Source organism: Serratia sp. NPDC087055 (assembly GCF_044900985.1).
Lineage (GTDB): Bacteria > Pseudomonadota > Gammaproteobacteria > Enterobacterales > Enterobacteriaceae > Serratia.
In genome coordinates this window covers 18,564-39,706 of sequence record NZ_JBJDOG010000005.1, presented here as the reverse complement: position 1 = coordinate 39,706, position 21,143 = coordinate 18,564, and the positions used below count along the sequence as shown (strand labels likewise).

The window sequence follows — 21,143 nt, the reverse complement described above, 5'->3', positions numbered from 1 at the left end:
TCGCCTTCAACCGGAGGCACCATGCCCTATCGCATCAAAGTCGCAATCGTCTATCTGCTCGGTTTTTTCGTCGATCTGATCAACATGTTTATCGCTAACGTCGCTTACCCGTCTATCGGGCATACCTTTCATGCCTCAGTCGGTGAATTGGCGTGGGTCAGCAATGGTTATATTCTCGGCCTGACGCTGGTGATCCCACTCAGCGCCTGGCTGGCGCAACGCATTGGTGGGAAACGCGTATTTTTGGTTTCTCTGACACTGTTTATGCTGGCGACGGCCGCAGCCGGTAATGCGGGTTCAATCGGGGAACTGATTGGCTGGCGTGTGTTGCAAGGCATGGGGGGCGGTTTGCTGATCCCGATAGGCCAAACATTGACCTATCAACTGTACAGAAGCCATGAACGTGCGGGGCTTTCCGCCGCCATTATGCTGGTCGGCTTGCTGGCACCCGCGTTATCACCTGCACTGGGTGGACTCATTGTTGATCGGCTTGACTGGCGCTGGGTCTTTTTCGCTAACTTGCCATTGGCAGCGCTGGCGCTCTTGCTGGCAGCACTGTGGTTACGTCCGCAAGCACCAGACGCCCAACCCAGGCCACTCGACGTTAACGGGCTGCTCTGCGCCTGCACGGCCCTGACACTGATTCTGCTTGGCCTCACGCGGCTGGGTGAAACCGGCGGCCTGCTACAGGGCTTCTTATTGCTGGCCGCAGGGGCATTAACGCTGACCTATTACCTGCGGCGCAGTTTGCGTATCACGCAGCCCTTGTTGAACCTGCGACTGGTGCAAGAGCCGCTGCTGCGCACCTCGATGATCATTTACCAATGCATACCGGGTGTCTTTATCGGAGTCAGCCTGGTTGCCATGTTGTATTTGCAAAATCAACTCGGAATGCGTGCCGCGCAAGTCGGCAGCCTGATGGTACCTTGGTCTTTGGCCTCATTCCTGGCCATCACACTAACCGGCAAAAAATTTAATCGCGTTGGCCCACGCCCCCTGTTTATCGTCGGCTGTCTGCTGCAAGGGCTGGGTATTTTGGCGCTATCGCAGATTGCGCACGCCGGGGAGTATGGGTTGCAGGTAGCGGCTTTCGCCCTTATGGGGTTTGGCGGCAGCCTGTGCAGCAGCACAGCGCAGAGCAGCGCCTTTCTGCATATTGCCGATGAACAATTGGCAGACGCCAGTGCGCTATGGAACATCAATCGGCAGCTCAGCTTTTGCCTGGGCGTCGCCCTGCTCAGCTTAGTGCTGAACCTGTTGCTTGAGCATTTTCCCCCGGCCGTTGCCTATAAAAGCTGTTTCTACCTGGCCGCCGCCAGCACGTTAATTCCACTACTGCTATGCCTGCGCATCGCTAACCGCGCAATTGTGCGCCACCTTAAGACTCAACAGGATCTCTCATGAATCAATATTTTACCGAAGTGATCGACGCTCATGTCGCCATTGAAAACTGGCTGGAAAAAGGTACAGGGGAAGAACAGACGCTGCTGGCGCGTTTTGATCCCGCATTCAGCATGATCGCGCTGAACGGGAACCGGCTGGATTTCGCTGCGCTTAGCGCATTCTTCCATGCCAATCGTGCCGTTAAACCGGGGCTGGTTATCACAATAGAAGAAATGACGTTAGTGGCCGAATGGCCAACGGGGGCGGTGGTTAGCTATCGCGAAAAGCAAATGCTGCCAGGACAAGGGGCAACGCTGCGTAACTCTACCGTGGTGTTTACGCAGACCCAGACTGGGCTGGGTTGGCGGCATCTGCACGAAACCACACTGACCCAATAATCAGGCGTCAGAGAAAGCCGTCTGCCAGGAACAGTTCCCAGGCAACAATCAGTCCGCATAAGGTGACGGCGCTGAAAATCACTTCGAACAAATAACGATTGATCATCATGAGCTAGCCCTCAAAAGAAAACACCCGGAAAAACCGGGTGTTTGCATCGCGTCTGGGTGATGCGGCACCCTCAGGCCCCGCATTTGTCACTCAATTAAGCAGCTGGAGTTGCTGATTTTTTAGCCGCTTTGTGGTGCTTTTTAGCGGCCTGAGCTTTCTGCACTGGCGCTTTTTTGTGGTGTTTTTTAGCAGCCTGGGCTTTTTGAGCTGGCGCTTTTTTGCTTACTTTGTGGTGAGTTTTAGCAGCCTGAGCTTTCTGTGCTGGGGCTTTGTGGCTCACTTTGTGGTGTTTTTTAGCAGCCTGAGCTTTCTGTGCTGGGGCTTTCTTGGTCGCTTTGTGGTGCTTTTTAGCGGCCTGAGCCTTCTGTGCTGGGGCTTTCTTGGTTGCTTTATGGTGCGTCTTCTTATGATGAGTCGCTTTAGCAGGAGCCTTCTCAGCAGCAGCTGGCGCAGCGGTAGTCGTGGTTGCAGTTGCAGCAGGTGCTGCTGCTGGAGCTACTGCATCAGCAGCGAAAGCAACAGAAGACAGACCCATGGTAGCAGCAACGATCAGGGCTAATACTTTTTTCATCTTTAATTCCTCAGAGTGTTTTTTCAGTAAGCCCCGTTGGGCCGTTGAAGCAGATACTAGAGGAATCGATGAACCGCTTCCGTGAGTGATTGGTTTCGCCGAGTAACCAAATGTACAGCGCTTGTGAACCCTGTACACAAGTCTATGCTGGAAGCTGAAGATCCCCTTTTGCTACAGGCTGGCAGCGCCATGAAAACCTCAACGATGAAAGTCACACCGGCAAACGTTGCCGGTCTGGGCGCCGGTGTTCTGTTGCTGCTGGTTATGCTCTATCTGTTCGCCCGCCACTGGGCGGAGTTCGTCCAATACTGCATCAATGCCCAGATCTATATGCACCGTTATCTGGTGCTGTACTTATTGCAACAGCGCAATCATCAGTACAGCGGTGGTGTGATGCTGGCGTTGTGCAGCTTTATCTATGGTTTCCTGCATTCCGTCGGCCCGGGCCACGGCAAGTTTGTTATCACCACCTATCTGGCGACCCACCGTAGACAATTGAACGCCAGCCGGCTGATCACTTTGCTCGGTAGCCTGATGCAAGGCGTTGTGGCGATCCTTTTCGTGCTGGTGCTGGCAATCGCGCTGAATTTGTCGATGGGCGATCTGAGCCTGAGCCGTTACTGGCTGGAAAAAGGCAGCGCACTGTTTATCGCCGCGTTCGGCCTGGTGGTGATCCTGCGCGCCGTGGGGCTACCCCAGCGCAAGCGACTGGCGTTCAAGGCACTGAGGCCGTTAACAACAACCACACAGCACAGCCCAGAAGACGATTGTGGCTGCGGCCATCGGCATCTGCCTGATGCAACAGCCCTGACGGGGAGCTGGCGCAATGCACTGTGGCTTATCGTTTCTATCGGTATCCGCCCCTGCAGCGGTGCGATCCTCATCTTGGTGTTTGCCAACGCCGTTGGCATGTTCACCTGGGGCGTGATTTCCGCACTCAGCATGGCGCTGGGAACGGCGCTGTCGATCATGATTCTCGCCACCCTGGTACACCATGCACGTGAAAAATTTATCGCTGCCAACGACCATTTGACAGGTAAACGCCTGGCGCAGGTATCACGACTGGCCGTTATTTTAGGGGGGATATTGCTGATCCTGTTCGCATTGGTGCTGTTCAATTCAGTCATCCCGGTGAGCGCCAACGGCGACTTTATTGCCGCCGGTTGCTGATGGCTTCTATTGCGTCGCTATCCGCCGCGAAAACAGCGCTTAATGACAGTTTTTTCCGTGATCGCCAACACAGTTTGAAAAATGGTCTACACTTAATAGACATGTGTCGAAACGGAGAATCGAATGTTTAAGAGATCAGAAAAAGTAGAACGCGACATCGATCAAGACGTTACCCTTCTGGCCGATACGCTGGACGAAGTGTTACGGGAGTCCGGTGACAAGACCAAAGAGGAACTGAAAGAGCTGCACAGTAAGGCAAAAGGTGTATTACGTGATGCCCGGGCACGCTTCAATGGTTCCACTAATCTGACACAGCATGCTCGCGATGCCGTCGAACACGCCGATAGCTACGTGCGCGAAAAACCTTGGCAGGGCGTAGGAATCGGGGCCGCGGTTGGCATCGTCCTTGGCGTTCTGCTGGCCCGGCGTTAACACCCCCTGCAGTCATAAAGATAAAACAGATGTGCGTCTGGCCCGCGGGAAACCGCGGGCCGTTTAATGTCCACTGTTGAACAATTCAGCCAACCTGGCCACCGCCTGTTCGGCTTCACCCTGCTGAGTAAAATTGGCAAAGCCCATGAGCAGGCCAGAGCTTGTTGGTCCTGTGATTTGCCAGTCCGATAACGCCTGTACCGACAATCCGCGCCGCCAGGCCTCCTCCGCCAAACGCCGGTCCTGCCCATGCTCCGCTAACCGTGCCAGCAACTGAATGCCACCCGCTTGCGAGACCACCGCCAAGTGCTCAGCCAATTGTTGCTCGAGCGCCTGCACCAACCACGCACGTCGCTGGCGATAGATTGGCCGCATCCGTTTCAGGTGGCGATAAAAATGCCCCTGATGAATAAAGTCTGCCACGCTGGCCTGCATCAGTGGCGGGCAACCGCAGCCCCGCAGCCGGCTGCCGTGGCCAAAAACCTCCACCAGCCCAACGGGCACGACCAAATAAGCCATGCGCAGCGCCGGGAACAGCGTTTTGCTGAAGGTTCCGGCGTAGAGCACTCGCCCCTGGCGATCGAGGCTTTTCAATGGCGGTAGCGGACGGCCATGATAGCGAACTTCGCTGTCGTAATCGTCTTCAAGGATCCATGCCGCCTGCTGCTGTGCCCACTCAAGCAAGGCCATACGCCGCGCCAGGCTGAGTGATACCCCTAGTGGGCTTTGGTGAGTCGGCGTCAATACTGCCATGCTTGCCAAAGGCGCCTTCGCCATGCCGGCGGCAATGTCCATTCCCTCTTCATCAACCGGTACCGCTACCGGCCGCATACCCGCGGCCTGGAACAGCGGCAGCGTCACCGGGTAGCCCGGATCTTCCAACCACACCTCATTGCCCGGCTTAAGCAAGGTACCGATCACCAGATCCAGCAATGCCTGATACCCGGCGCAGATAAAGACCTGCTCTGGACGGCAGTTGATGCCACGTGAAAGTTGCAAATAATTGACAATCGCCGCGCGGAGTTCAGGCAAACCCTGAGTTGACGGATGCGCCAGCGAAGCCAGCGGGCTCGTCCGTAATTGGCGACCAACAATCCGCTGCCATAGCGCACGCGGAAAAACATCCAGCGCCGGCAACCCCAGCTGAAACGGCTGAGTAGCCCCATTGGGATGCAACGGATTCGCCGTCACCGCCGGTAAAGGCTCCGCCGTCGATGCTGCCCGCACAGGCAAGTTCTGCACCTGTGGCGAAACATAAGTACCCGCCTGCCCCCGACTTTGCACAACCCCCTCAGCGATCAGCTGACCATACGCGTTTTCCACCGTGGCGCGTGCCACACTGAGATCGCTCGCCAGCCCACGCACCGAGGGCAATCGGCTGCCGGCTTGCAAGGTACCCTGCGTAATGGCGTCTTTAATTCGCAGATAAATCTGCCGGTACAAAGGATCGGCAAGCTGGCTGTCCAGCCGCAGGGAGGAAAGAAACTGACGCATCATGGCCTGATTAAATAATCATTTTATGGCCCTATAGCATAGTCCATATTGCCCTTAAAGTAGCGTCAAGATTCTGCTACTCGCTAACCGAGGTTGACCATGATTAAGCAACGTTTGAACTATTCCGAACTCTCTCCTGCACCGTACAAAGGCATGGTGAACGCCCTTATGGCCCTGGAAAAGGGTGCCCTGGACAAGGCAACAATTGAACTGATGTTCATGCGTGTATCGCAGATCAACGGCTGTGCCTACTGCCTGGATATGCACAGCAAGGCCCTGCGTGAAAGTGGTGTTAGCAACGCTAAACTGGATACCTTGGCAGGCTGGCGTGTCAGCCATGAATTCAGCGCACGCGAACGTGCGGCACTGGAATGGGCAGAGTCTGTCACGCTGATCGCCGAAACCGGCGCGCCAGACAGCGCGTTTGAAGCGCTAAAAGCGCATTTCAGCGACGCAGAAATTGCCGATTTGACCTTCGCCATCAGCATCATGAATGCCTTTAACCGCCTGGCCGTCAGCATGCGCCAGTGATAAAAATGCGCTTTCCCCTCTTGCTGCGAGAGGGGATTTTCACCGATAACCGCCCGCAAAAAAATTTTCCTCACCGCATTTCCAGCCCCGCTGCGGCCTCCGCGCAAAATTCACCAAAACACCATATATAGCGTGGTTGATAAATTAAATATCAACATATAGTATTTATTCCATCAACCGCAGGGAACATGTCGCGGTCGGTAACCCCGTCAGAAACGCCGTTCAATGCTCCGTTATCTGACCTGTCCGCCTTTCCTTCAATACAAAAGGTAAATGCGAATCATGAGCATTATTATTTACAGTAAACCGGACTGTGTCCAGTGCAACGCCACCTATCGCGCATTTGATAAGCAAGGGATTGGTTATCAGGTGATCGACCTCACCCAGGATCAACAGGCGCTGAGCCATGTGAAATCCCTTGGCTACCAGCAGGTTCCGGTGATTATTGCCGGTGACGATCATTGGTCCGGTTTCCGGCCCGATAAAATTGGCGCGCTGGCTCACGCCCTTGCATCCTGAGGTCAACCATGAACCCGCTGGTCTACTTCTCCAGCAGTTCGGAGAACACCCACAGGTTCGTTGAAAAGTTGGGATTACCGGCGATGCGCATACCGATCGCCGGCGCCCGCAGCAAACTGCTAATGGAAACACCTTATATTCTGATTGTGCCCAGCTATGGCGGCGGTAGCGCCGTGGGAGCCGTGCCAATCCAGGTGATCCGCTTTCTCAACGTTCCACAGAATCGCGCGTTTCTGCGCGGCGTGATTGCCGCCGGGAATACCAACTTCGGCGCAGCGTACGGCATTGCCGGCGACATCATCGCCAAGAAATGTCAGGTGCCTTTTCTCTATCGTTTTGAGCTGCTCGGCACCACACAAGACGTTGCAAACGTTCGACAGGGAGTAACCGCATTTTGGCAACGACAGAACTGACCAGACCCGCCACGAGCGCGCTGGATTACCATTCGCTCAACGCGATGCTCAATCTTTATGATGCTGAAGGCCATATCCAGTTTGATAAGGACAGGCTGGCGGCGCGGCACTATTTCCTGCAACACGTGAATCAGAACACCGTGTTCTTCCACAACCTGGAAGAGAAGCTGCGCTATCTGGTAGAAGAAGGCTATTACGAGCAGAGCGTACTGGCACAATACGACTTCGCTTTTATCAAGCAGCTGTTCCAGCAAGCTTACGCGAAAAAATTTCGCTTCGAGACGTTCCTCGGTGCCTTCAAGTACTACACCAGCTACACGCTGAAAACGTTTGACGGCAAACGCTATCTGGAACGCTATGAAGACCGGGTGTGTATGGTGGCGCTGACGTTGGCGGCAGGTGATACCACGCTGGCGCAAGATCTGGTGGAGGAGATGATTTCCGGGCGTTTTCAGCCTGCAACCCCGACCTTTCTCAACTGCGGCAAACAGCAGCGTGGTGAGCTGGTGTCCTGCTTTCTGCTGCGGATTGAAGACAACATGGAGTCGATCGGCCGGGCGGTAAATTCTGCACTGCAACTGTCGAAACGCGGTGGCGGCGTGGCATTTTTGCTGACCAATATCCGGGAGGTCGGTGCCCCCATCAAGCGCATTGAAAACCAGTCTTCCGGCGTGATACCGATCATGAAAATGCTGGAAGACGCCTTCTCTTATGCCAATCAACTGGGCGCACGCCAAGGGGCGGGTGCGGTCTATCTCAACGCTCATCATCCGGATATTTTACGGTTCCTCGATACAAAGCGTGAAAACGCCGACGAGAAAATCCGCATCAAAACGCTGTCGCTAGGGGTGGTGATCCCGGATATCACTTTCGAACTGGCGAAGAATAACGAAGAGATGTACCTGTTCTCGCCGTATGACGTCGAACAGGTGTACGGCGTACCTTTCTCGGAAATCAGCGTCAGCGAAAAATACCGCGAGATGGTGGATGACAAACGCATCCGCAAATCACGCATCAATGCGCGCGAGTTTTTCCAGGTGCTGGCGGAGATCCAGTTCGAATCCGGTTATCCGTATATGATGTTTGAAGATACGGTCAACCGCGAAAACCCGATCGCCGGGCGCATCAATATGAGCAACCTGTGTTCGGAGATTTTACAGGTTAACCGCGCCAGCACTTATCACGACGATCTGAGCTATGACCAGGTAGGCAAGGATATTTCCTGCAACCTTGGCTCGCTGAACATCGCCAAAACTATGGATGCGCCAGACTTCGGCAAAGCAATCGACACCGCGATCCGCGCATTGACGGCGGTGGCCGACATGAGCGACATTCGTTCTGTACCGTCAATTGCCGAGGGTAACCGCTGCTCCCACGCTATCGGCCTGGGCCAGATGAACCTGCATGGTTATTTGGCACGTGAACGCATCTTCTATGGATCTGAAGAAGGCATCGATTTCACCAATATCTATTTCTACACCGTTGCTTACCACGCCATTCGTGCCTCTAACCAGCTAGCGATCGCGCGTGGCAGCGCATTCGTCGGTTTTGAGGACTCCACCTACGCCTCCGGCGAATATTTCAGCAAATACACCGAACAAGAATGGCTGCCACAGACTGAGCGGGTACGTGCCTTGTTCGCCGACGCCAATATTGCCATTCCCGGTCGCGAAGAATGGTTGGCATTGCGCCAGTCGGTGATGATGCACGGGCTGTACAACCAAAACCTACAGGCGGTGCCACCGACCGGCTCCATCTCCTACATCAATAACTCCACCTCCAGCATCCATCCGATCGTGTCGCGCATCGAGATCCGCAAGGAGGGCAAAATCGGTCGTGTGTATTATCCCGCGCCTTATATGACCAACGACAATCTGGAGTATTACCAGGATGCCTATGACATTGGGCCAGAAAAGATCATTGATACCTACGCCGCTGCCAGCCAGCACGTCGATCAAGGGCTGTCGCTGACGCTGTTCTTCCGTGATACCGCCAGCACGCGCGACATCAACCGTGCACAGATTTACGCCTGGCGTAAAGGTATCAAAACCATCTATTACATCCGTCTGCGCCAGATGGCGCTGGAAGGCACCGAGGTGCAGGGCTGCGTGTCCTGTGCGCTGTGAGGCAACTTATGAATACCGTTAAACCGTCACCCTTGGTACGCGCAATCAACTGGAACATCATTGAAGACGATAAGGACCTGGAGGTGTGGAACCGCCTGACCTCCAATTTCTGGCTGCCAGAAAAAGTGCCGTTGTCGAACGACATTCCGTCGTGGGCAACGCTGACACCAAAGGAGCAGCAACTGACCATTCGGGTGTTCACCGGGCTGACGCTGCTGGACACCATTCAAAACACCGTCGGGGCACCGGCACTGATTGCCGATGCCATCACGCCGCACGAAGAAGCGGTGTACTCCAACATCAGTTTTATGGAGGCGGTGCACGCACGTTCGTACAGCTCGATTTTCTCCACGCTGTGCCAAACGCCAGACGTTGACGATGCCTACCGCTGGAGTGAGGAGAATCGCGCGTTGCAGAAAAAGGCCAGCATCATTCTGGCCCACTACCGCAGTGACGATCCGCTGATGAAAAAGGTCGCCAGCGTGTTCCTCGAGTCATTCCTGTTCTATTCGGGTTTCTATCTGCCGATGTACTGGTCAAGCCGTGCCAAACTGACCAACACCGCCGATTTGATCCGTCTGATCATTCGTGACGAAGCGGTACACGGCTATTACATTGGTTATAAGTTCCAGAAGGGATTGGAGAACGTGGACGCGGCACGCCGTCAACAGGTGAAAAACTTCGCGTTCGATCTCATGCAGGATCTGTATGACAACGAAGTGCGTTACACCGAGGAGTTATACGACGGCGTCGGTTGGAGCGAGGACGTGAAAACCTTCCTGCACTATAACGCCAACAAGGCATTGATGAACCTGGGTTACGAAGCGTTGTTTCCGCCATCAATGGCTGAGGTCAATCCGGCTATTTTGTCGGCGCTGTCACCGAATGCCGACGAGAACCACGACTTCTTTTCCGGCTCTGGCTCGTCTTACGTGATTGGCAAAGCGGTCAATACCGAAGATGACGACTGGGATTTCTAAGCATAATGCAGGGGCGAATAACTTCGCCCTATAACGATAGCCGGTGAACGGGCGCAGCATGCCGCGCCCCTGGTGTTTAGATATTTCCGGCACGCTGTCGGATGCGCTGCCAGATAGCCCGTTTTTCCTCGTCATCTGCGCTCGACCAAGCGGCGATTTCATCCAACGTGCGCCAACACCCACGGCACCACGATTTATCGGTGTCGATCTGGCAAACGTTATTACAGGGCGAACGGACACCGTCGTCTATTTGACTGCGGGTTTTTCTTCTTCTGCTGCGGCCTACCATGGGACGCTTTCCTCCGGTGGATGTCTGACAACAGGATACCCGATCCTGCCGTCAGAGAAACCGCCCCGACGCGATCAGATGATACCGCCATTGGCACGCAGGGTTTGACCGTTGATCCAGGCGCCGTCGGCACCGGCCAGGAAGGAGACCGCCGCCGCAATATCCTGCGGCTGGCCCAGGCGCTCTAGCGGTGCCATGTTCGCCAGGCGCGCGATCAGCTCCGGCGTTTTCCCGTCCAGGAATAATCCGGTGGCCGTTGGCCCCGGCGCGATGGCATTCACCGTGATATTACGGCCGCGAAGCTCTTTCGCCAGCACGCTGGTCAATGCCTCAACCGCGGCCTTAGTGGCAGCGTACATGCCATAGCTTGGCTGCAACAGCCCAACCACACTGGAAGAAAAGTTGATGATACGGCCGTTATCACGCAGCCGTTTCGCGGCTTCTCGCAGGGTATTGAACGTCCCCTTCAGATTGATATCAATCAGCCTGTCAGCCTCGGCGTCGCTCATTTCAGCAACCGGCGCCAATGCAATCACCCCGGCGTTATTCACCAGGATATCGACGCCGCCAAACGCCTGCTCCGCACGATCAAACAGTTGGGCAACGGCCGTGGCATCACTGACGTCGGCTTTGGCGCTCAGCGCCCGCCCGCCGTTGTGTTCAATGTTACGCACCAGTTGATCCGCCAAGGTCTGATTACCCGAATAGTTGACGATCACGGTAAAACCATCGGCAGCCAGGCGTTCGGCAATGGCTGCGCCGATGCCACGTGATGCGCCGGTTACGATGGCGACGCGTTGTGAAGTGGTGTTCATCTTATCTATCCTCGTCAGGTATACGCCTGCGGCTTGCCGGCGTCGGATCATCATGCACCTTTCGCTATGGCGAATAATCCCCTACTCTTCGTTATCACTATCCGATTTTAACGAACAATACTCATGGACAGAATTGATGCCATGCGCCTGTTCACCCGCGTGGTGGAACAACGTAGCTTTACGCAGGCTGCGCAGGATCTGGGCCTGCCGCGCTCGACGGTGACCGATGCCATCAAACAACTGGAGGCCCGGCTGCAAGTGCGTTTGCTGCAACGCACCACCCGCCATGTCAGCCCGACGCTGGACGGGGAAGCCTACTATCAGCGTTGCCTGACCATTCTGGCGGATATAGAAGATGCCGAGATGGCTTTTGCCGGCGCCAAGCCGCGCGGGTTACTGCGCATCGATGTCCACGGCACGTTAGCGCGTCATTTTCTCTTGCCGGACCTACCCGATTTTCTGGCGCAATACCCAGACATCGAATTTTTCATGAGCGAAGGTGACAGGCTGGTTGATCCGGTACGGGAGGGCATCGACTGCGTGGTGCGCGTCGGCAGGCTAAAAGACAGTGATATGGTGGCTCGTCGTTTGGGTGAGCTGGAAGAGGTTACCTGCGCGGCGCCTGACTATCTGCAACGCTTCGGTACGCCACTGAGCCTCGACCAACTTGACGGGCACCGAATGGTCGGTTTCCGTTCTTCGGCCAGCGGCACAATCATGCCCCTGGAGTTTACTGTCGCTGGACACCCCCGCCAGGTAACACTGCCCTGCACTGTATCGGTGAGTGCAGCAGAAAGTCTGGTCGCAGCGGCACACAGGGGGTTGGGCATTATTCAGGTACCGCGCTATCACCTGCGCGACAGCCTTGTCGAGGGCAGCCTGTTGCCGCTATTGCCGCAGTTCCCTTCCACGCCGATGCCGGTTTCACTGCTGTATCCCCGTAACCGTCAACTTTCGCCTCGGGTCCGGGTATTTATCGACTGGTTCAGCAAGGTATTTGCCGCGCGCAATGGCTAAAAAGCCGCCCGTTAAGGCGGCCAGCAAGTTACAGAGCACCATAGTCCAGCGGCACCCAGTCGTATCCGTCGCCTTGTTTATTGAGATAGCCTAACCCCGGAAACGACAGATGCGCCCCGCCCACCAGCACACGCTGCTGGGCGCTATCACCGAAGACGCGCAGGCGCTCAGCCACCGCGGCCTTTGCATCGCTGTCAAAGCGAATGGCCACGCGCGGATGAGGGAGCTGCACTGCCGCCACATGGATCAGATCGCCAATCACCAGCAGACTTTTTCCTTTGCTATCGACCTGATAAATGCTGTGACCCGGCGTGTGGCCGTGAGCTGCAAATGCCCTGATCCCCGGAGACAGCTCACCGTCGCCGTTGAACGGTGTAAAGTGCCCGGCAGCCTGATAAGGTTTTATCGCCGCCATCGCTCTTTCGAACGACGCCTTGTCTTCGGTCTTCGCCTGCTTCAATCGGCTCTCGCTCAGCCAAAAATCGACATCCTGCTGACTGGCTCGCACCACCGCATTCGGGAACATCGCCACGCCATTTTGCGTGAGGCCACCGAGATGGTCCGGGTGCATATGGGTCAGATAGATTTCGTCCACCTGCTGCGGCTGATAGCCGGCAGCCTTCAGGTTGGCGACCAATTTGCCCAATCCATCCCCCAGCAACGTGCCGGCACCGGTATCAATCAGAATCAACTTACTGCCGGTGTTGACCAAATAGGCATTCACCGAAGTGGCGACAGGCAGGCTCTGGTGATGCTCGGCTAACGCGGTTTCAATCTGTTTTGGCGAGCTATTCAACAGCAATTTATCCGCTGGCAAACGAATGATGCCATCGGACAATACGGTAATTTCATAACTGCCCAGCATAATGCGATAGAAGCCTGGCGCGGGGCTTTTCACCTGCGGCGCAGCGGCCGAAACCTGCAGTGACATGACGGCCAACGCCGCTCCCAACAGGTAGTGTTTCCAGTGCATAACAACTCCTTAATTGTAAATTCAGCAGCGCTAAGTATTAACGCAAAACGCTGAACCTGCCCGCGGGGCCATGACACAGGCAAAAAAATCCCCGCGGGGGCGGGGAAAGGCAAAGAAAACTAAGGTCTTTTTTACGTTATACGAAGAATTTAGCCAGCACTAACAATGAGAGGGAGACGTTAATCGCACCGCCAATACGGGTAGCGATTTGGGCAAACGGCATCAGCGACATGCGATTGCCCGCGGTAAGTATGGCAACATCACCGGTACCGCCCTGCCCGCTCTGGCAGCAGGACACAATTGCCACATCGATCGGGTGCATACCAATTTTCTTACCCACAAAGAACCCGGTCGCCACCAACGCACTAACGGTGCTCACAATCACCACCAGGTTTTGGAGAGTGAAGGCATTAACCAGCTCTTGCCATGGGGTGATTGCCACACCGACGGCAAACAGAATCGGGTAAGTCACCGCGGTGCGGAAGAACTTATAAACCACTTGAGAACCTTCCTGAATACGCGGAGACACGCCGTGTGCCAGCTTCACCGCCACCGCGGCAAACAACATACCTACCGGTGCAGGCAGGCCAATCAAGCGGTGCAGCAACATCCCAACCATGTACAACAAGATAGCCAGCAAGGCGCCGCAAGCAATGGTGCTGACATCCACCTTGCCACTGAATTTTTCCACCGCGCTCACTTCGCTATTGCCTTGTTTGTTCGGCATCAAGCTGCCTTCACCGGTCAAGTGCGGGTAGCGTTTGCCCAGTTGGTTCAGCAAACCGGCAAGTACAATCGCCGTCAGGCCGCCAAGCATCACGATCGGCAGAATACGGCCCAGCGCCACGCCCTGATCCATATGCAGGATTGCCGCGTAACCCATCGACAGCGGGATAGCGCCCTCACCGACACCACCGGCCATGATAGGCAAGATCAGAAAGAAGAAGATCTGGAACGGTTCCAGTCCCAATGCCATACCGACGGCCATCCCCACCAACATGCCGACAATTTCACCGCACAGCATTGGCGCGAAAATACGCAGGAAGCCCTGGATCAATACCTGTCGGTTCATGCTCATAATACTGCCGACAATGATGCAGCAGATGTAGAGATAAAGGATATTGGTCGACTTATAGAATTTGGTGGTCGACTCCACCACCACATCCGGCAACAGCCCATAGTGCACCAATGCAGAAGGGATAAAGGTGGCGCAAATCGCTGCTGCCCCCATTTTACCGATCAGCGGCAAGCGCTTGCCAAACTCGCCACAGGCAAAACCAAAGAAGGCCAGTGTGGCAACCATCACCACAATATCGCTGGGTAATTTCCCTTCCAGACAATCCAATAAAATAAGTACGCCGGCCAGAACAAAGAACGGCAACGGAATAATCCCTACCTTGTAATTGTCCAGTATCTGCCACCATTTCTCCCGCAACGGTATTTCAGCGGTTTTATCTTTGGCAGCGAGGAAAGAATCATCTGTTGTGCTCATAATCTGGCCTCTTATTAGTTTGTTCGGCCATCATAGAGAAACGCACGGATTATCTGCTGTGATTTTGTTCAAAATTAAAAAGGGTTTTTAATGGTGGTTATGGTTTCTATGGTGTTAATTGTTATTATGTAAAATATGGCGTGGTTTTAATGGTGTTAATGTTATTTTTACTTCAAGGATTGTCCATTTTATTGTAACTGCCCCGCGGTCTGCCAGATAAGGATAATCCCGTGGCTGCGATCACAAGTTGATCCGGCGCAATATTACATTAACGGCGGCTCATGATAGGGTAAGCACTCAGGATCTCTCAGGGTGAACCCCAGGCCATGCGCATAAAACTCTCATTTCAAATCAAACTCTTTCTATGCCTGGTTGCCTTCTCCTGCCTACTGCTGACATTTATTGGTGCTTACACCTACTATCAGCTCGATGCCCAGCTACACCGAGACCTCGGTGCCCGCGCACAGGTACAGGCGCGGGAGATTGCCCTGATCCCGTCGTTGGTCACCGCGGTCGAAAACCATGATCCGGTGAACATTGCCGCCTTGATGAAGAAAATACGCGCCAGCAGCGATGCCAGCTATATCGTTATCGGCGATAAACAAACCCGGCATCTTTATCATTCCGAGTACCCCAATATTGTTGGAACGCCCATGGTCGGCGGTGATAACAAAGAAGTATTGGAAGGGAAAAGCATTATTTCTATCCGCAAAGGCGGCATTGGTGTTTCACTGCGCAGCAAAGCACCCATTATGGATGAAAATAATAATGTCATCGGTATTGTTTCGGTCGGCTACCTTAAATCACATATCGACAACCTGAATGCGAGAACGCTAACGCAAATCGTAGGATCGATTGTATTGCTCTTAATTGCGCTATTTGTATTTTCATGGCTGTTATCCAAGAATTTAAAACGTCAGATGTTCTGGTTGGAGCCGAAAGAAATTGCATTATTGGTGCGCCAGCAAAAAGCCTTGCTGGAGGCGATTTATGAGGGCGTTATTGCCGTCGATCCCCAACTTCGCATCATCACCATCAACCACGCAGCGCGGGAGTTACTGGATTTGCGGCAACCCGCCAGTGCCCTGATGGGACGTGAAATCGGTGAGGTGATTCAATCTCAACCTGACTTTTTCAGCGCTGCGCAGTTAGATCAGGATACCCACGATGAAGTCTGCCGTTTCAACCATGTACGGGTCATCGCCAGCCGCGTCCGCATCATGCAGGAAGAAGAGCTGCAGGGCTGGGTGATCAGCTTCCGCGACAAGAACGACATCAATACCCTGAGCAGCCAACTCAGCCAGGTTAAACGTTACGCCGACAACTTGCGGATCATGCGCCATGAACAACTCAACTGGACTGCCACCCTTGCAGGGCTGTTGCATATGCAACGCTACGACGAGGCGATTCGCTATGTGGAGGCGCAGTCAGAAGGCGCACAAGAGATTCTCGATTTTATCTCGCAGCGTTTCAGCTCTGCGGCGCTCTGTGGTCTGCTGTTGGGTAAATACGCCAGCGCGAAGGAAAAAGGCGTTGAGCTGCGATTCGATCCCGCCTGTCAGCTGCGGCAAATCCCGGCCGCGCTGAATGAAACCGAACTGATGTCGATCATCGGGAATTTGCTGGATAATGCGGTTGATGCGACTCTGCGTTGTGACCCGCCACATGAAGCCGTAGAACTCTATATCAGTGATAACAGCAATGAACTGGTGATTGAAGTGGCCGATCGCGGTACCGGCATTGCAGCGGAGATCCGTGATACGCTGTTTGAGCAAGGCATCACTACTAAAGATGACAAAGGTGACCACGGCATCGGCTTGCATTTGGTTGCCAGCCATGTGGCCCAAGCGCATGGCAGCATAGAAGTATCGGACAACGAGCCACACGGCGCTATTTTTTCTTTGTTTATCCCTAAACAATCTTGAGCACCCGAATAATGCAACCTGAAGCACTGGACGTTTTGATCGTGGAAGATGAGCCACAGTTGGCCACGCTGCACGCCGAGTTCATTGAGCAGAACTTTGCCCTGCGCGTGGTGGCCTATGCCGCCACGCTGGCCGAGGCCAGAGCCAAAGTCAATGCACACCAGCCACGCCTGATCTTACTGGATAACTTTCTGCCGGATGGCCAGGGAATTGAGCTTATGGAAGAGGCCAGGGTAAAAAACCCCGGTTGCTCCGTGATCTTTATTACCGCCGCCAGTGACATGAACACGTGCAGCCAGGCGATCCGTAACGGCGCTTTCGATTACATCATTAAACCCGTGTCCTACAAGCGCCTACGCAACTCGCTGGAACGCTTTATGCAGTTTGTGCAAACCCAGCGGACGTTCAAAGTGATCGACCAAAGCAACGTCGATGCACTCTATAACCTGCAATCCAAACAGTTTTCCAGCGAGCCCAGCGCCAAAGGCATCGAAACCAACACGTTAGAGCTGGTTCAATCGCTGTTTATCAACCAACCAGAGGTTGCCCACGCGGTGGAAGATGTTGTCGAGAAAGTCGGTATTAGCAAAACGACGGCCCGACGTTATCTGGAATACTGCGTCGCCACCCAGTTTGTACGCGTTGAGATGATGTACGGCAATATCGGCCACCCGCGTCGATTGTATCGCAAAGCCTAAACTGACATCTGGCTGTCATAATGACGGGATAATATGCCTGCGACGATATCCCCCTCGATATCGGCACCTGTCGTTGAAAACTGATGAAATACTGATGACTTTTACCCGACCTATGGTCGGGTTTTTTATTGTCCAAGAAGACAACTTGACCGGAAAATAATAGCGATAATCAGAACGGATTATTTTTACCTAAAACCAACCTGTTACGGGGAATATTAGGTGTTGATAATTGAATATTCACCGCACTACCATAACCAATCGAAAACCTGATGTAAATCGCTAATATCCTATTCATCGGACATTGAGGGTTGTCTCAGATATTCACTGTGTTAGGGTATAGAGGACTATTATTTTCTATTGGGATATTTTTATCGTTTGATAATTCATCAGAGGAAACAGCAAATTGCATGGCAATTAAACTCGAAGTAAAGAACCTATATAAGATATTTGGCGAACATCCGGATCGCGCTTTCAAACTGATTGATAAAGGCCTGACAAAAGACCAATTGCTTGAAAAAACTGGGTTATCATTAGGCGTAAAAGACGCCTCTCTGGCCATTGAAGAAGGCGAGATATTTGTCATCATGGGGCTTTCCGGTTCCGGAAAATCTACCCTGGTACGCCTTCTCAATCGTCTGATAGAACCCACCCGCGGGCAGGTGCTGATTGACGGCGAGGATATATCGAAAATATCCGACAGCGCACTGCGCACCGTCCGTCGAAATAAGATCAGCATGGTGTTTCAATCATTCGCTTTAATGCCACATATGAATGTCTTGAATAACACTGCATTCGGTATGGAGTTAGCCGGTATTCCGCCGCAGGAGCGCCAGGAAAAAGCGCTGGAGGCCCTGCGTCAGGTCGGTCTGGAGAATTATGCGCATTCCTATCCCGATGAACTTTCCGGCGGGATGCGTCAGCGCGTGGGATTAGCCCGTGCCATGGCGAATAATCCTGACATATTATTGATGGATGAAGCCTTCTCGGCACTGGATCCATTAATCCGTACGGAGATGCAGGATGAGCTTGTCAAATTACAGGCTCAACATCAACGCACCATCGTCTTTATTTCCCACGATTTGGATGAGGCAATGCGTATTGGCGATCGCATTGCCATTATGCAAGGTGGAGAAGTGATTCAAGTCGGTACGCCGGAGGAAATATTAAATAATCCGGCCAACGATTATGTCCGTACATTCTTCCGCGGCGTCGATATCAGCCATGTCTTCAGCGCCAAGGATATTGCCAAGCGTCGCCCCGTCGCGCTTATTCGTAAAACCCCCGGTTTTGGTCCGCGTTCGGCATTGCAGCTGCTGCGCGATGAAGACCGCGATTACGGTTATGTTGTTGAACGTGGAAAGAAATTTATCGGCGTTGTGTCGATAGATTCGCTCAAGCACGCGCTCGCCGCCAATCAAACGTTGGACGACGCCCTGCTGGAAGCTCCGGCCCCAGTGCCAGCCGATATGCCACTGAGCGAACTGATTTCATTGGTCGCCCTGGCGCCTTGTGCTGTCCCCGTGGTCTGCGAAGACAATAACTATATCGGAATTATTTCCAAAGCCATGCTGTTGCAGGCTTTAGATAAAGAGGGCCCAACGAATGAGTGATACGACACAGGATCCCTGGGCTACCGCGCCTACCGACCCCAGCACCCTACCGGCAACTGACGCTGCAAGTTCAACGGCGCCTGCGGGTGATGCCTGGTCCAGCGCACCACCACCCGCCGCCCATGACGCCGCTAATCAGGCTGCACAGGGCGCTGACTGGCTTAACAGCGCACCGGCACAGCCTGAGCATTTCAACTTGCTGGACCCGTTCCACAAGACCTGGGTGCCATTTGACTCCTGGGTAACGCATGGCATCGATTGGCTCGTACTGCACTTTCGCCCATTGTTTCAGGGGATCCGCGTTCCCGTCGACGTTATCCTCAGTGGCTTCCAACAATTGCTACTTGGCATGCCGGCACCGATCGCCATTCTGCTGTTTTCATTGATTGCCTGGCAGCTTTCCAGCCTCGGCATGGGGGCTGCGACGCTGGTCTCGCTGATTGCCATTGGTGCAATTGGCGCCTGGTCACAAGCCATGGTAACGCTGGCGCTGGTACTGACGGCCCTGTTCTTCTGTATCGTCATCGGCTTGCCGCTAGGTATCTGGTTGGCACGCAGCAAACATGCCGGCAAAGTTATTCGGCCACTGCTCGATGCCATGCAGACCACACCCGCCTTCGTCTATCTGGTGCCCATCGTCATGCTGTTCGGTATCGGCAACGTGCCCGGGGTGGTGGTCACGATCATCTTTGCTCTGCCGCCGATCGTGCGTTTGACCATTCTTGGCATCAAGCAGGTGCCAGAAGATCTGATCGAAGCCGCCGAATCCTTCGGTGCCAGCCCACGCCAACTGCTGTTTAAAGTGCAGTTGCCACTGGCTATGCCGACCATCATGGCTGGCGTAAACCAGACGCTGATGCTGGCGTTGTCGATGGTGGTTATTGCCTCGATGATCGCCGTCGGGGGGCTGGGTCAAATGGTACTGCGTGGCATTGGCCGCCTCGATATGGGTCTGGCCGCCGTTGGGGGGGTCGGTATCGTAATCCTGGCGATTATTCTGGACCGCCTCACACAGTCTCTGGGGCGCGATCGTCGCAGCAAAGGCATCGGTCGTTGGTATGCTCACGGCCCGATTGGGTTAGTCGCCCGTCCATTCATCAAAAAGCCTTAATGACCTTCCCCCGGCGTTGGCCGGGGGTATCGGCAGTCCCCATAAAATCGAAGGAACCACTATGCGCTCGACAGGAATTTGGGCTATTGCCCTGACTTCATGGCTAAGCACACAGGCGTTCGCCGTCGAACTTCCCGGCAAAGGCGTCACGGTTAACCCCGTGCAAAGCCCCATTGCGGAAGAAAGCTTCCAGACAGAACTGGTTAACCGCGCGTTGACCAAGCTGGGCTATGACGTCAAGCCTACCGCCGAGGTGGACTATAACGTCGCCTATACCTCCATCGCTTCCGGTGACGCCACCTATATGGCAGTGAATTGGGATCCGTTGCAAACAGACATGTACCAAAGCGCCGGCGGCGATAAGACGTTCTATCGCCAGGGTGCCTATATCACGAATGCGGCACAAGGCTATCTGATCGATAAAAAAACCGCGGACAAATACCACATCAGTGATATTGCCCAGCTAAAAGATCCCAAGCTGGCCAAGCTGTTTGACGCTGACGGTGACGGCAAAGCCGATCTGGCTGGCTGCGAACCGGGCTGGGCATGCAGCAATGTGATCGACACCCACATCAAGGCCTATGGCCTGAGTAGCACCGTCACTCAAAACCAGGGTAACTACGCCGCCATCATCGCCGATACCCTGACCCGCTATAAACAGGGCAAACCGGTGCTGTATTTTACCTGGACACCCTATTGGGTCAGCGACGAGCTCGTGCCCGGCCGCGACGTCGTCTGGCTCACCGTTCCATTCTCCGCCAGCCCTGGGTCATTGAAAGATAAAGAGACCGCATTACCGAACGGTAAAAATTACGGTTTCTTCGTCAATAACGAACACATTGTCGCCAACAAACAATGGGCGCAGGCCAACCCGGCAGCTGCCAAGCTGTTCGCCGTCATGAAACTGCCATTGTCAGATGTGAACGCACAGAATCTGCGTATGCATAACGGTGAGAACAGTGCCGGCGATATACAGCGCCACGTAGACGGCTGGATTAAAGCCCATCAGGCCACCTTCGATGGCTGGGTCAATACGGCTGCTGCGGCAGCGAAATAATCCCGACGTGCCGGAAATCCCGGCTTCATA

The 21,143-nt window shown here is 54.2% G+C and carries 21 protein-coding genes; 15 read left to right on the top strand and 6 right to left on the bottom strand.

Going from position 1 to position 21,143, the window contains the following annotated elements; genetic code table 11:
- Nucleotides 1-21 precede the first annotated feature (21 nt).
- Both ACI2J2_RS19760 and ACI2J2_RS19755 read left to right on the top strand, forming a co-directional pair.
- A complete protein-coding gene (locus ACI2J2_RS19760; protein WP_404760674.1) occupies nucleotides 22-1,404 on the top strand; it encodes an MFS transporter in 1,383 nt (460 codons plus the stop codon).
- A complete protein-coding gene (locus ACI2J2_RS19755) occupies nucleotides 1,401-1,781 on the top strand; it encodes a DUF4440 domain-containing protein (protein WP_265557060.1) in 381 nt (126 codons plus the stop codon). Before ACI2J2_RS19760 ends, ACI2J2_RS19755 begins: the two co-directional genes overlap by 4 nt.
- A 203-nt stretch (nucleotides 1,782-1,984) precedes the next feature.
- Here the strand turns inward: ACI2J2_RS19755 and asr are convergent, their stop codons facing one another.
- The gene (gene asr / locus ACI2J2_RS19750) at nucleotides 1,985-2,461 is read right to left on the bottom strand and encodes an acid resistance repetitive basic protein Asr (RefSeq protein ID WP_209640321.1); all 477 of its coding nucleotides are present in this window, start codon (nucleotides 2,459-2,461) and stop codon (nucleotides 1,985-1,987) included.
- 189 nt (nucleotides 2,462-2,650) lie between these two features.
- Here asr and ACI2J2_RS19745 point away from each other — a divergent pair, with 189 nt between their 5' ends.
- A complete protein-coding gene (locus ACI2J2_RS19745; protein WP_404760774.1) occupies nucleotides 2,651-3,631 on the top strand; it encodes a nickel/cobalt transporter in 981 nt (326 codons plus the stop codon).
- 123 nt (nucleotides 3,632-3,754) lie between these two features.
- Nucleotides 3,755-4,063, top strand: coding sequence for a YqjD family protein (locus ACI2J2_RS19740; protein WP_209640324.1), 309 nt, complete (start codon nucleotides 3,755-3,757; stop codon nucleotides 4,061-4,063).
- Nucleotides 4,064-4,126: 63 nt separating this feature from the next.
- Here ACI2J2_RS19740 and ACI2J2_RS19735 read toward each other — a convergent pair whose 3' ends face one another.
- Nucleotides 4,127-5,560, bottom strand: a complete 1,434-nt coding sequence (locus ACI2J2_RS19735) for a PLP-dependent aminotransferase family protein (RefSeq protein ID WP_404760673.1) — start codon at nucleotides 5,558-5,560, stop codon at nucleotides 4,127-4,129.
- 96 nt (nucleotides 5,561-5,656) lie between these two features.
- Here ACI2J2_RS19735 and ACI2J2_RS19730 point away from each other — a divergent pair, with 96 nt between their 5' ends.
- The 5 genes from ACI2J2_RS19730 (at nucleotide 5,657) to nrdF (ending at nucleotide 10,126) form a co-directional block, all read left to right on the top strand.
- On the top strand, nucleotides 5,657-6,088 hold the full coding sequence (locus ACI2J2_RS19730; protein WP_404760672.1) for a carboxymuconolactone decarboxylase family protein: 432 nt from the start codon (nucleotides 5,657-5,659) through the stop codon (nucleotides 6,086-6,088).
- A 282-nt stretch (nucleotides 6,089-6,370) separates the two neighbouring features.
- On the top strand, nucleotides 6,371-6,607 hold the full coding sequence (gene nrdH / locus ACI2J2_RS19725; protein WP_037422220.1) for a glutaredoxin-like protein NrdH: 237 nt from the start codon (nucleotides 6,371-6,373) through the stop codon (nucleotides 6,605-6,607).
- Nucleotides 6,608-6,615: 8 nt separating this feature from the next.
- Nucleotides 6,616-7,020, top strand: a complete 405-nt coding sequence (gene nrdI / locus ACI2J2_RS19720; protein ID WP_209640336.1) for a class Ib ribonucleoside-diphosphate reductase assembly flavoprotein NrdI — start codon at nucleotides 6,616-6,618, stop codon at nucleotides 7,018-7,020.
- Nucleotides 7,002-9,146 (top strand): class 1b ribonucleoside-diphosphate reductase subunit alpha, encoded by a 2,145-nt coding sequence (gene nrdE, locus ACI2J2_RS19715; protein WP_404760671.1) that lies wholly within the window; start codon nucleotides 7,002-7,004, stop codon nucleotides 9,144-9,146. Before nrdI ends, nrdE begins: the two co-directional genes overlap by 19 nt.
- Nucleotides 9,147-9,154: 8 nt before the next feature.
- Nucleotides 9,155-10,126: a class 1b ribonucleoside-diphosphate reductase subunit beta gene (nrdF, locus tag ACI2J2_RS19710; RefSeq protein ID WP_209640343.1), complete on the top strand. Its 972-nt coding sequence runs from the start codon at nucleotides 9,155-9,157 to the stop codon at nucleotides 10,124-10,126.
- A 76-nt stretch (nucleotides 10,127-10,202) separates the two neighbouring features.
- Here the strand turns inward: nrdF and ACI2J2_RS19705 are convergent, their stop codons facing one another.
- Together ACI2J2_RS19705 and ACI2J2_RS19700 are read right to left on the bottom strand one after the other, a co-directional pair.
- Nucleotides 10,203-10,415: a DUF1289 domain-containing protein gene (locus tag ACI2J2_RS19705; RefSeq protein WP_209640346.1), complete on the bottom strand. Its 213-nt coding sequence runs from the start codon at nucleotides 10,413-10,415 to the stop codon at nucleotides 10,203-10,205.
- 74 nt (nucleotides 10,416-10,489) lie between these two features.
- Complete coding sequence (locus ACI2J2_RS19700; protein ID WP_209640349.1) at nucleotides 10,490-11,230, bottom strand: SDR family oxidoreductase; 741 nt, start codon at nucleotides 11,228-11,230, stop codon at nucleotides 10,490-10,492.
- Between the two features lie 123 nt (nucleotides 11,231-11,353).
- Between ACI2J2_RS19700 and ACI2J2_RS19695 the strand changes: the two genes are divergently transcribed.
- Entirely contained in the window at nucleotides 11,354-12,247 is an 894-nt protein-coding gene (locus tag ACI2J2_RS19695) for a LysR family transcriptional regulator (RefSeq protein WP_404760670.1), read from the top strand.
- A gap of 28 nt (nucleotides 12,248-12,275) precedes the next feature.
- Here the strand turns inward: ACI2J2_RS19695 and ACI2J2_RS19690 are convergent, their stop codons facing one another.
- Nucleotides 12,276-13,220: an MBL fold metallo-hydrolase gene (locus ACI2J2_RS19690; protein WP_209640355.1), complete on the bottom strand. Its 945-nt coding sequence runs from the start codon at nucleotides 13,218-13,220 to the stop codon at nucleotides 12,276-12,278.
- Between the two features lie 136 nt (nucleotides 13,221-13,356).
- Nucleotides 13,357-14,712: a 2-hydroxycarboxylate transporter family protein gene (locus ACI2J2_RS19685; protein WP_209640358.1), complete on the bottom strand. Its 1,356-nt coding sequence runs from the start codon at nucleotides 14,710-14,712 to the stop codon at nucleotides 13,357-13,359.
- 326 nt (nucleotides 14,713-15,038) lie between these two features.
- Here ACI2J2_RS19685 and ACI2J2_RS19680 point away from each other — a divergent pair, with 326 nt between their 5' ends.
- The 5 genes from ACI2J2_RS19680 to proX all read left to right on the top strand — a co-directional run bounded on the left by ACI2J2_RS19680 (nucleotide 15,039) and on the right by proX (nucleotide 21,113).
- Nucleotides 15,039-16,637 (top strand): ATP-binding protein, encoded by a 1,599-nt coding sequence (locus ACI2J2_RS19680; RefSeq protein ID WP_404760669.1) that lies wholly within the window; start codon nucleotides 15,039-15,041, stop codon nucleotides 16,635-16,637.
- A gap of 11 nt (nucleotides 16,638-16,648) precedes the next feature.
- A complete protein-coding gene (locus ACI2J2_RS19675; protein ID WP_209640365.1) occupies nucleotides 16,649-17,335 on the top strand; it encodes a response regulator in 687 nt (228 codons plus the stop codon).
- 407 nt (nucleotides 17,336-17,742) lie between these two features.
- Nucleotides 17,743-18,945, top strand: coding sequence for a glycine betaine/L-proline ABC transporter ATP-binding protein ProV (proV, locus tag ACI2J2_RS19670; RefSeq protein WP_209640368.1), 1,203 nt, complete (start codon nucleotides 17,743-17,745; stop codon nucleotides 18,943-18,945).
- Nucleotides 18,938-20,056: a glycine betaine/L-proline ABC transporter permease ProW gene (gene proW, locus ACI2J2_RS19665; protein ID WP_209640371.1), complete on the top strand. Its 1,119-nt coding sequence runs from the start codon at nucleotides 18,938-18,940 to the stop codon at nucleotides 20,054-20,056. The genes proV and proW overlap by 8 nt, the downstream gene beginning before the upstream one ends.
- Nucleotides 20,057-20,117: 61 nt before the next feature.
- Nucleotides 20,118-21,113: a glycine betaine/L-proline ABC transporter substrate-binding protein ProX gene (proX, locus tag ACI2J2_RS19660; protein ID WP_404760668.1), complete on the top strand. Its 996-nt coding sequence runs from the start codon at nucleotides 20,118-20,120 to the stop codon at nucleotides 21,111-21,113.
- The last annotated feature ends 30 nt before the right edge of the window (nucleotides 21,114-21,143 follow it).

Coding starts and splice junctions, on each gene's coding strand:
- nrdI (WP_209640336.1), top strand. CDS start 6,616: ATGAACCCGCTGGTCTACTTCTCCAGCAGTTCGGAGAACACCCACAGG.
- ACI2J2_RS19700 (WP_209640349.1), bottom strand. CDS start 11,230: ATGAACACCACTTCACAACGCGTCGCCATCGTAACCGGCGCATCACGT.
- ACI2J2_RS19755 (WP_265557060.1), top strand. CDS start 1,401: ATGAATCAATATTTTACCGAAGTGATCGACGCTCATGTCGCCATTGAA.
- ACI2J2_RS19760 (WP_404760674.1), top strand. CDS start 22: ATGCCCTATCGCATCAAAGTCGCAATCGTCTATCTGCTCGGTTTTTTC.
- ACI2J2_RS19705 (WP_209640346.1), bottom strand. CDS start 10,415: ATGGTAGGCCGCAGCAGAAGAAGAAAAACCCGCAGTCAAATAGACGAC.
- ACI2J2_RS19690 (WP_209640355.1), bottom strand. CDS start 13,220: ATGCACTGGAAACACTACCTGTTGGGAGCGGCGTTGGCCGTCATGTCA.
- asr (WP_209640321.1), bottom strand. CDS start 2,461: ATGAAAAAAGTATTAGCCCTGATCGTTGCTGCTACCATGGGTCTGTCT.
- ACI2J2_RS19680 (WP_404760669.1), top strand. CDS start 15,039: ATGCGCATAAAACTCTCATTTCAAATCAAACTCTTTCTATGCCTGGTT.
- ACI2J2_RS19745 (WP_404760774.1), top strand. CDS start 2,651: ATGAAAACCTCAACGATGAAAGTCACACCGGCAAACGTTGCCGGTCTG.
- nrdH (WP_037422220.1), top strand. CDS start 6,371: ATGAGCATTATTATTTACAGTAAACCGGACTGTGTCCAGTGCAACGCC.
- proX (WP_404760668.1), top strand. CDS start 20,118: ATGCGCTCGACAGGAATTTGGGCTATTGCCCTGACTTCATGGCTAAGC.
- nrdF (WP_209640343.1), top strand. CDS start 9,155: ATGAATACCGTTAAACCGTCACCCTTGGTACGCGCAATCAACTGGAAC.
- ACI2J2_RS19685 (WP_209640358.1), bottom strand. CDS start 14,712: ATGAGCACAACAGATGATTCTTTCCTCGCTGCCAAAGATAAAACCGCT.
- ACI2J2_RS19675 (WP_209640365.1), top strand. CDS start 16,649: ATGCAACCTGAAGCACTGGACGTTTTGATCGTGGAAGATGAGCCACAG.
- proW (WP_209640371.1), top strand. CDS start 18,938: ATGAGTGATACGACACAGGATCCCTGGGCTACCGCGCCTACCGACCCC.
- ACI2J2_RS19740 (WP_209640324.1), top strand. CDS start 3,755: ATGTTTAAGAGATCAGAAAAAGTAGAACGCGACATCGATCAAGACGTT.
- ACI2J2_RS19735 (WP_404760673.1), bottom strand. CDS start 5,560: ATGATGCGTCAGTTTCTTTCCTCCCTGCGGCTGGACAGCCAGCTTGCC.
- ACI2J2_RS19695 (WP_404760670.1), top strand. CDS start 11,354: ATGGACAGAATTGATGCCATGCGCCTGTTCACCCGCGTGGTGGAACAA.
- ACI2J2_RS19730 (WP_404760672.1), top strand. CDS start 5,657: ATGATTAAGCAACGTTTGAACTATTCCGAACTCTCTCCTGCACCGTAC.
- proV (WP_209640368.1), top strand. CDS start 17,743: ATGGCAATTAAACTCGAAGTAAAGAACCTATATAAGATATTTGGCGAA.